The organism is Phaeovulum vinaykumarii (assembly GCF_900156695.1).
Lineage (GTDB): Bacteria > Pseudomonadota > Alphaproteobacteria > Rhodobacterales > Rhodobacteraceae > Bieblia_A > Bieblia_A vinaykumarii.
In genome coordinates, this window is record NZ_FTOM01000009.1 from 108,408 (window position 1) to 115,607 (window position 7,200).

The following is a 7,200-nucleotide window of genomic DNA, read 5'->3' on the forward strand; positions in this document are numbered from 1 at the left end:
CTTGTGTTGGCCTAACCGATTGCCACTAAATCTAGAAAGTGCTTGCACGAATCTGGTTGGTCGGGCAATAGTCTCGAAAAATAACGCGCGGTCACATAAAAAACGCGCCCACGGATCGGGGCAGACATGAGCGAAGTAGAGCAGGATCTAGACATCGCCATCGGGCACTACGCGGAACTTCTCGCGTCGAACCTGCATGCTCAGCGCGCCGCACACTTCCCTCCGGATGCAAAGAAGGTGATGCGCACTTTGACCAGCGGTGAAGCTGCTGAGCTCCTTGGCGTCGACCATACCTATCTTCGGAAGCTTCATCGAGAAGGAAAGATCGTTGACGTTGAGACGACGGCTGGAAGTCATCGTCGCTATACGCTCGACGATATCTGGGAAATCCGGCAGACGCTTGAAGGAAACGCAAAAAAGTCTGGAACTTACGTGCCTGGGCGTCGCGACGGTGACGACCTTCAAGTTATTTCAGTGGTGAACTTCAAGGGCGGGTCCGGCAAAACGACGACGTCTGCTCACCTCGCTCAGCGCTTGGCGCTCAAGGGGTACAGGGTTCTTGCGATCGATCTCGACCCCCAAGCATCTCTTTCGGCTCTTCACGGAATCCAGCCAGAACTCGACCTTATGGAGGGCGGAACCCTCTATGATGCCGTTCGCTATGACGATCCGGTTCCGATCGCCGAAGTGATCCGCAAGACCTACATCCGCGGCCTTGATCTTATCCCGGGCAACCTTGAACTCATGGAGTTCGAGCACGAGACGCCTGCTGCTATCCAGCGAGGCGGAGCGAAAGCGTTCTTCGCGAGAGTTCATGACGCACTCGATAGTGTTGAAGCGAACTACGACGTTGTTGTGATCGACTGCCCGCCGCAGCTTGGTTTCTTGACGATGTCAGCACTTTCCGCGTCCTCGGGTGTTCTCGTGACGGTTCACCCGCAGATGCTTGACCTCATGTCGATGTCCCAATTCCTGCGAATGACTGCGGATCTCCTGGGAGTGATCAGGGATGCAGGCGCAAATCTGCGCTTCGATTGGCTGCGCTTTTTGCCAACGCGATACAAAGTCGGCGACGCGCCACAAACCGAAGTCATCGCTTTCATTCGCGGGCTGTTTGGGAGGTCCGTCCTGACCAATCACATGGTTGAATCGACCGCAATTTCTGATGCCGGCTTGACCAAGCAAACGCTCTATGAAGCTGACAAGAAGGACTTCACGCGTCAGACGTTTGATCGTGCGATCGAATCCATGAACGCAGTCAACGATGAGATCGCTGAAATCATCCAGAACACATGGGGGCGGAATGGCAAGAAAGCCTAAACTCGGCCTGCCGCTGCAGACCCTTCGCAACGCTCCTGACGCTCTTGAAGGGCGCCGACTGCGTGGCGGTGTATTTGAGATCGATCCGGCGCAGATTGTTACCGAAGGACGATTGGATGACAGGCTTCAGATTGAAGTTGAGGGCCTGAAGAACTCTATCTCCAAGAACGGTCAGCGTGTGCCTGTATTGGTCCGCCCACTTGAAGGCGATCGCTACAACCTGATCTATGGCCGCAGGCGCCTAGAAGCATGTCGCGAACTCGGTATCAAAGTTCGAGCCATCGTCACTGAAGTTGAGGGTGATCAAGCGCTTCGAGATCAGCTTCTCGAGAACCAAGAGCGTCGTGATCTGAGCTTTATTGAACGTGCGCTTGTGGCGACGGCGCTTCTGGACGGTGACCATTTGGAAGGGGCTGAGCGCACCAATCGAGGTGTCGCCGAAGTCCTTAACCTCCACGAAGCTGGGGTTTCACAGCTCTTGAGTGTCGTTCGGACGGTCGGCGAGGAACTCATCCAGGCAATTGGTGCGGCTCCCGGGATTGGTCGCCCGAGATGGGAAGAGCTCAAAAAGGCTTTGGGTGCCTACGACGGTGATCGAGACCAACTGCAAGCCGTAGCTCATGCAGCCAAGTCCGAAAGTTCCGGCTCGGTCGATGAGGTTTCTGAGCGCGCGTTTCTCGCAGTTCTGGCAGCTGCGAAGAGCCCAGAGAAGAAAGCAAACCCGTCTGGAAAGGGCGTGTCTGCTGTGGCGATCCCCGGTGTCGGAGCTGCGACGGTCAAGACCGGCCGCCAAGGCAAGCAGCTTAAACTCGATCTGACTACGGATGCACCTGATTTTATCAGCTGGTTGGAGGGTAATGCCCCAAAGCTGATTACCGAGCTTCATGAGCGCTGGAAGCGTTCAGGAGACTGAGGAAGAGCAACCAACAAGAAGGAGGCACGATACAGGCAAAAAGAAAAAGGCCCCGAGAAGCTAGCTTCACGAGACCTTTGTAAGGTTTCGCACCGGGATCAGCCCGCTACAAAATCTCAGTTTTCGCACTTCTGAATGTAGCGTTCTGGCCCCTACCCCGCAAGCGCAAAGCGATTCGCGGGCCGTAGAAATTTTGCCTTCGTGAACGTTTTCATGGAGTACACACCGATTTCGCCGTTTATGCGGCCGATCTCGCACGCCCATCTGCGCGTGATCGAGCGACCCGATGCATCTGTTCCGGGCAGACCCGTCAACAAGTGGGAACTCCTGCGCGAGCTCTCCAAGGCGCAAGCGGCCTTTGGCGTGTCAGAACGTGATTTGACTGTTTTGCAGGGGCTCCTCAGCTTCTTTCCAGACGATGCACTTGGCGGGAACGCCGAGATGGTAGTCTTCCCCTCGAACAAGGCGATCTGTGAGCGCCTGAATGGTATGCCCTGCTCCACTATGCGTCGTCACCTCGCGCGTCTTGTCGAGGCTGGTTTGCTCCAGCGGCGTGATAGCCCCAATGGAAAGCGCTACGTCCGCAAGCACGGCGAAGAGCGCGTCGCCTTTGGCTTCGATCTTTCCCCGCTCTACTGCCAGTCCGAGGAGATAGCACGGGCCGCAGAGGCCGTACGTGAGGCTGAGGAGCGCGTCAGGCGTCTGAGAGAGGTTGTAAGCCTCATGCGGCGTGATCTCGCGGCCCTCGCGGAGTTCGGAGACGAGATGCAGCCAGGCCTAGGCATCTGGGACCAGCTTCGTGACAAAGCTATCCTCACAGCGCGCGCGCTTCGCCGCAAGCTTTCAATTGAGGACCTCGCGGCCTATCGAGCAGATCTTGAAGCTCTCCTCGATCAGGCACGCAACATCATTGATGGCTCTGAAACAGAAGAAATGAACACCAATGATGCTCGATCTGAGCGTCACCATCATAATTCAAATAAAGAATCTATAGATCTTGAACCTGCTTTAGAAAAAAGCGGGGCGGCGGCCGACGTGCCAGATGTGGACAGGAATGAGCCCGTGGCTGACGTCGATGAACAGGACACAAGACACTTGCCAAAGATCCCGCTGCACCTGGTGATCGCGGCATGTCCCTCGCTCAAGACCTTCTACCAAGGCGAAATCCGGCATTGGCACCAGCTTTTCGATGCGGCATGCCATGTGCGACCAGCCATGGGGATCAGTGCATCTGCATGGGAAGAAGCGCAGCGGTTCATGGGTCCGGAGCAAGCGTCGATCGTCGTTTCTGCCATGCTGGAACGCTTTGAGGACATCAGATCGCCTGGTGGATACTTGCGAGCTCTGACTGCCAAAGCTGTGGCCGGTGAGTTTTCCTGTGGGCCGATGGTCATGGCATTGATTGGGCGACGATCTGCAGCTTAACAGCTGTTAAGGTTGAGAGACTGCGTACTGTTCCGCCAGCTCGGGATTGACGACTTAACAGCTGTTAAGGTCCGGTCTCGGGAGCGCCAGAACAGGAGAGGGAAAGGTTTGTTGGTTTGAGGGGTGACGGGAAGTGAGATCGGAAGAGTGGCTTCCGGCGCCCGTCGTGGAGAAGATTTGATGGCGAAATCTGCCCAGAAAGTCACCCTGTCCCCGTCCCGGGACATTCCCTTCGACAAGCTCGTGCTGAGCCAGTCCAACGTCCGGCGCATCAAGGCCGGCATCTCGGTCGAGGAACTGGCCGAAGACATCGCCCGCCGCGGATTGCTGCAGAGCCTGAGCGTTCGGCCCGTTCTGGCGGATGACGGGTCCGAGACCGGCAAGTTCGAAATCCCCGCTGGCGGCCGGCGCTTCCAAGCACTCTCGCTCCTGGTGAAGCAGAAGCGTCTGGCCAAGACGACGCCCATCCCCTGCATCGTACGGGATGCCACTTCCGCGATCCTCGCCGAAGACGACTCGCTCGCTGAGAACATGCAGCGTGCAGCCCTGCATCCGCTCGACCAGTTCCGCGCCTTCGTTGCTTTGCGGGAGAAGGGTCAAGGCGATGAAGAGATCGCAGCCGCCTTCTTCGTCACGCCGCAGGTGGTGAAACAGCGCCTGAAACTCGCCGCCGTGGCCCCTGCCCTGCTCGAGCTCTACGCCGAGGACGAGATGACGCTGGAGCAGCTGATGGCCTTCACGGTCAATCCGGATCACGAGCGTCAGATTCAAGTCTGGGAGGCGATCAAGTCTTCGTGGAACAAGGAGCCCTATCAGATCCGGCGGATGCTGACGGAAACCTCGGTGCGGGCATCGGACCGGCGCGCCGTCTTTGTCGGCGTCGAGGCGTACGAGGCGGCGGGCGGCACTATGTTGCATGACCTCTTCCAAGGCGATGACGGCGGTTGGCTAGAAGATCCTGCCCTGCTCGATCGTCTGGTCAGCGAAAAGCTTCAGGCTGAAGCCGAAGCGATTGCGACCGAAGGTTGGAAATGGATCGAGGTCTCGCTCGACCTGCCCTATGGCTACAGCCACGGTTTGCGGCGGCTAAGCGGAGACCCGGCGCCGATGACGGATGACGAAGGCGCGGCCCATGCCAAGCTGCTTGCCGAGTACCGGGCGCTCGAAGAGCAATACGAGGGCCAGGATGAATTCCCCGAAGAGATCGACGCGCGACTTGGCGAGTTGGAAGTCGCGATGGAGAAGCTCGAGGCCCGGCCGCTGATCTTCGACGAGGAGGAGATCGCACGGGCAGGGGCGTTCGTGACGCTTGACCGCTATGGCGAGCTTGCCGTTTATCGGGGCTTCGTGCGGCCCGAGGATGAGCCTCGGGAAGATGCCGACGTCCACAGCGGTGAACAGGCGGCAGACGGGCAGGGCGGTGAGCTTTCAGCGGGGAGCAATGTGGATGGTATCGGCCACGGCACGGTGATCACCTCTGCCGGTCAGGCGCTTGGTGCCAACGTGCCTGACGACGAGGACGATGGTGCACTGAAGCCCTTGCCCGAGCGGCTGATCATGGAGCTGACGGCGCACCGGACATTGGCACTGCGCGAAGCTGTCGGTCGCTCCCCTGACGTCGCGTTGACGCTGCTGCTCCTGAAGCTCGTCAACGATACCTTCCGGACGTCCAGTTCGGCCGGCAGCTGCCTCGAGGCTTCGGTCCGTCACGTCTACATGTCGGCGCAGGCGAGCGATCTGAAGGATAGCGTGGTGGCCAAGCTGGTGGACGACCGCCACACGGAGTGGGAGGCCGACTTGCCGCTCGGCGACGATGCCGCGCTCTGGGACTACTTGACCTCCCTTGATCAAGGGAGCCGACTATCGCTGCTCGCGCATTGCCTCAGCTTCGGGATCAACGCGCTCCATGAGAAGGTGAACCCCTATGGTGCCGGTATCTCCGCCAGCGGTTTGACCAAGCGGATGGCCCAGTCCGACTTGGTCGCACAGGCGGTCGATCTCGACATGGTCGAGGCGGGTTGGGAGCCGACGGCCGATACCTACCTGAACCGTGTGCCCAAGGCCCGGATCCTCGAGGCCGTGCGCGAGGCGAAAGGGGAGGGGACGGCGCAACTCCTCGATCACTTGAAGAAGGGCGAGATGGCGACCGAAGCCGAGCGTCTGCTGAAAGGTAGCGGCTGGTTGCCGGAGGTTCTTCGCCGTCACGATCTAGAGGCACTCGACGGTGTGGAAGGGCAGGGCGCGCCTGAGCTCGTTTCCGACGCCGGCCAGACCGAGGATCTCGACCTTCCCGCCTTCCTCACCGCTGACCTGCCGAGCAATGATGCGTCGATGATGGCCGCGGAGTGATCTGGACCATCCGAGGGCGGGGAAACCCGCCCTCAATCACATAAAATACAATAATATCAATAAGATGAATGCAATTTTGTGCATTCAGGATGAGGAATCATGTCTGCAACCACCATTCTCGAAACCGCGCCCCTGGGCGCGCTCATTCGCTATACCGACAGCAGTCCCAAGCCGCCCGCTCGGTTCACAAAGAAGCTCGCGGCCTGGGAACGCTCGAACGGCGTCGGCCGTCTTGTCAAGAAGGAGCCGCCGCGACCCTATCCGACCTGGACTGCGCCGGCGTCGTTCACGCTGCACGAGGGGAACTTCTCTTCGGACGGGGTCATTCTCGTGACGATCATGCGGACTCATTCGGCTGACAGTGCCTTGACCTTCGAGGTCGCTGAGCAACCACAGCCTGGGCAGGTGCGTGTCCTGCTGGATTTCGGCGGTTGCACGGAGTTGCTCCACCTGGCCGAGTCCGTCACGGCTGCCGAACTCTGGATCGCCAAAGAAGGCTATCGCAACGCGCGGCTGGAGATCGTCGGCAGCGAGGACGGCGATAGGGCAGGGGGCGCGGAACTTGCCGCCTGAGCCTGTAGAATCCAAGGGGTCCGCCAAAGCGCGGGCCTCTCACCCATCACGACTCTCTCCCGCGAGATCGCGGGGCACCATAGGGTCCAATCCAACACGGAACTAGATCTGGTACCAAATGTCTGTCGGGAGGCTGGCAGCGATAGCATCAGCGGGACACCCGGCTCCAGTCAGCGGTCGCACCATCCCCCGCTCGCCATTCCCTTCCTTGCCCCGAATCCTGTCTTCGAGATCAACCCGCGAGGGGTCGGACTACGGGCGAGCCCGTGCCGCCGGGTGGATTCGGACGAGCCGAACGCACCCGGTGATGTCAGCCAGTCTTCGGGCCTGCGGGGTCCTGTCGCGCGGGGGATGGTCCTCCGCCTCCAAGACAGGAGCCAAACAGATGTCCCGCAAAGATGCTCACGCCTTCGCCGCTTCCCTCGCCGCCACGCTCATGGTCTCGATCGTCGTCTTCCAGGCAGGTGATGGAACCTATGGCGCCGTCCCCGCCGATGAAATCGACGGCGACGAAGTCGTGATCGTCTCGGAGTATGACCCGTTCCAGATTATGGCCCGCTGAGGGCCATGACGCCTTCAAGCCCTTGCCGCGCCGAGCTTTTCGCTCGGCGCTACGCACT

The 7,200-nt window shown here is 59.5% G+C and carries 6 protein-coding genes; all 6 read left to right on the plus strand.

The features are described from left to right. Window positions 1-126: 126 nt before the first annotated feature. The 6 genes from repA to BW949_RS17205 all read left to right on the plus strand — a co-directional run bounded on the left by repA (window position 127) and on the right by BW949_RS17205 (window position 7,142). Complete coding sequence (gene repA / locus BW949_RS14775; RefSeq protein ID WP_074646406.1) at window positions 127-1,320, plus strand: plasmid partitioning protein RepA; 1,194 nt, start codon at window positions 127-129, stop codon at window positions 1,318-1,320. Then, on the plus strand, window positions 1,304-2,233 hold the full coding sequence (gene repB, locus BW949_RS14780; protein ID WP_076367402.1) for a plasmid partitioning protein RepB: 930 nt from the start codon (window positions 1,304-1,306) through the stop codon (window positions 2,231-2,233). The genes repA and repB overlap by 17 nt, the downstream gene beginning before the upstream one ends. A 213-nt stretch (window positions 2,234-2,446) precedes the next feature. Then, complete coding sequence (gene repC, locus BW949_RS14785) at window positions 2,447-3,658, plus strand: plasmid replication protein RepC (protein WP_074646408.1); 1,212 nt, start codon at window positions 2,447-2,449, stop codon at window positions 3,656-3,658. Window positions 3,659-3,838: 180 nt separating this feature from the next. Continuing rightward, window positions 3,839-6,007, plus strand: coding sequence for a ParB/RepB/Spo0J family partition protein (locus tag BW949_RS14790; protein WP_076367404.1), 2,169 nt, complete (start codon window positions 3,839-3,841; stop codon window positions 6,005-6,007). Between the two features lie 99 nt (window positions 6,008-6,106). Then, window positions 6,107-6,580, plus strand: a complete 474-nt coding sequence (locus tag BW949_RS14795; RefSeq protein WP_068767985.1) for a hypothetical protein — start codon at window positions 6,107-6,109, stop codon at window positions 6,578-6,580. A gap of 385 nt (window positions 6,581-6,965) precedes the next feature. Then, window positions 6,966-7,142 (plus strand): hypothetical protein, encoded by a 177-nt coding sequence (locus tag BW949_RS17205; RefSeq protein WP_170109393.1) that lies wholly within the window; start codon window positions 6,966-6,968, stop codon window positions 7,140-7,142. Window positions 7,143-7,200 lie beyond the last annotated feature (58 nt).

Bases quoted from the DNA above. Each gene is read 5' to 3' on its own strand.
- repA (WP_074646406.1), top strand. From the start codon at position 127: ATGAGCGAAGTAGAGCAGGATCTAGACATCGCCATCGGGCACTACGCG.
- repB (WP_076367402.1), top strand. From the start codon at position 1,304: ATGGCAAGAAAGCCTAAACTCGGCCTGCCGCTGCAGACCCTTCGCAAC.
- repC (WP_074646408.1), top strand. From the start codon at position 2,447: ATGGAGTACACACCGATTTCGCCGTTTATGCGGCCGATCTCGCACGCC.
- BW949_RS14790 (WP_076367404.1), top strand. From the start codon at position 3,839: ATGGCGAAATCTGCCCAGAAAGTCACCCTGTCCCCGTCCCGGGACATT.
- BW949_RS14795 (WP_068767985.1), top strand. From the start codon at position 6,107: ATGTCTGCAACCACCATTCTCGAAACCGCGCCCCTGGGCGCGCTCATT.
- BW949_RS17205 (WP_170109393.1), top strand. From the start codon at position 6,966: ATGTCCCGCAAAGATGCTCACGCCTTCGCCGCTTCCCTCGCCGCCACG.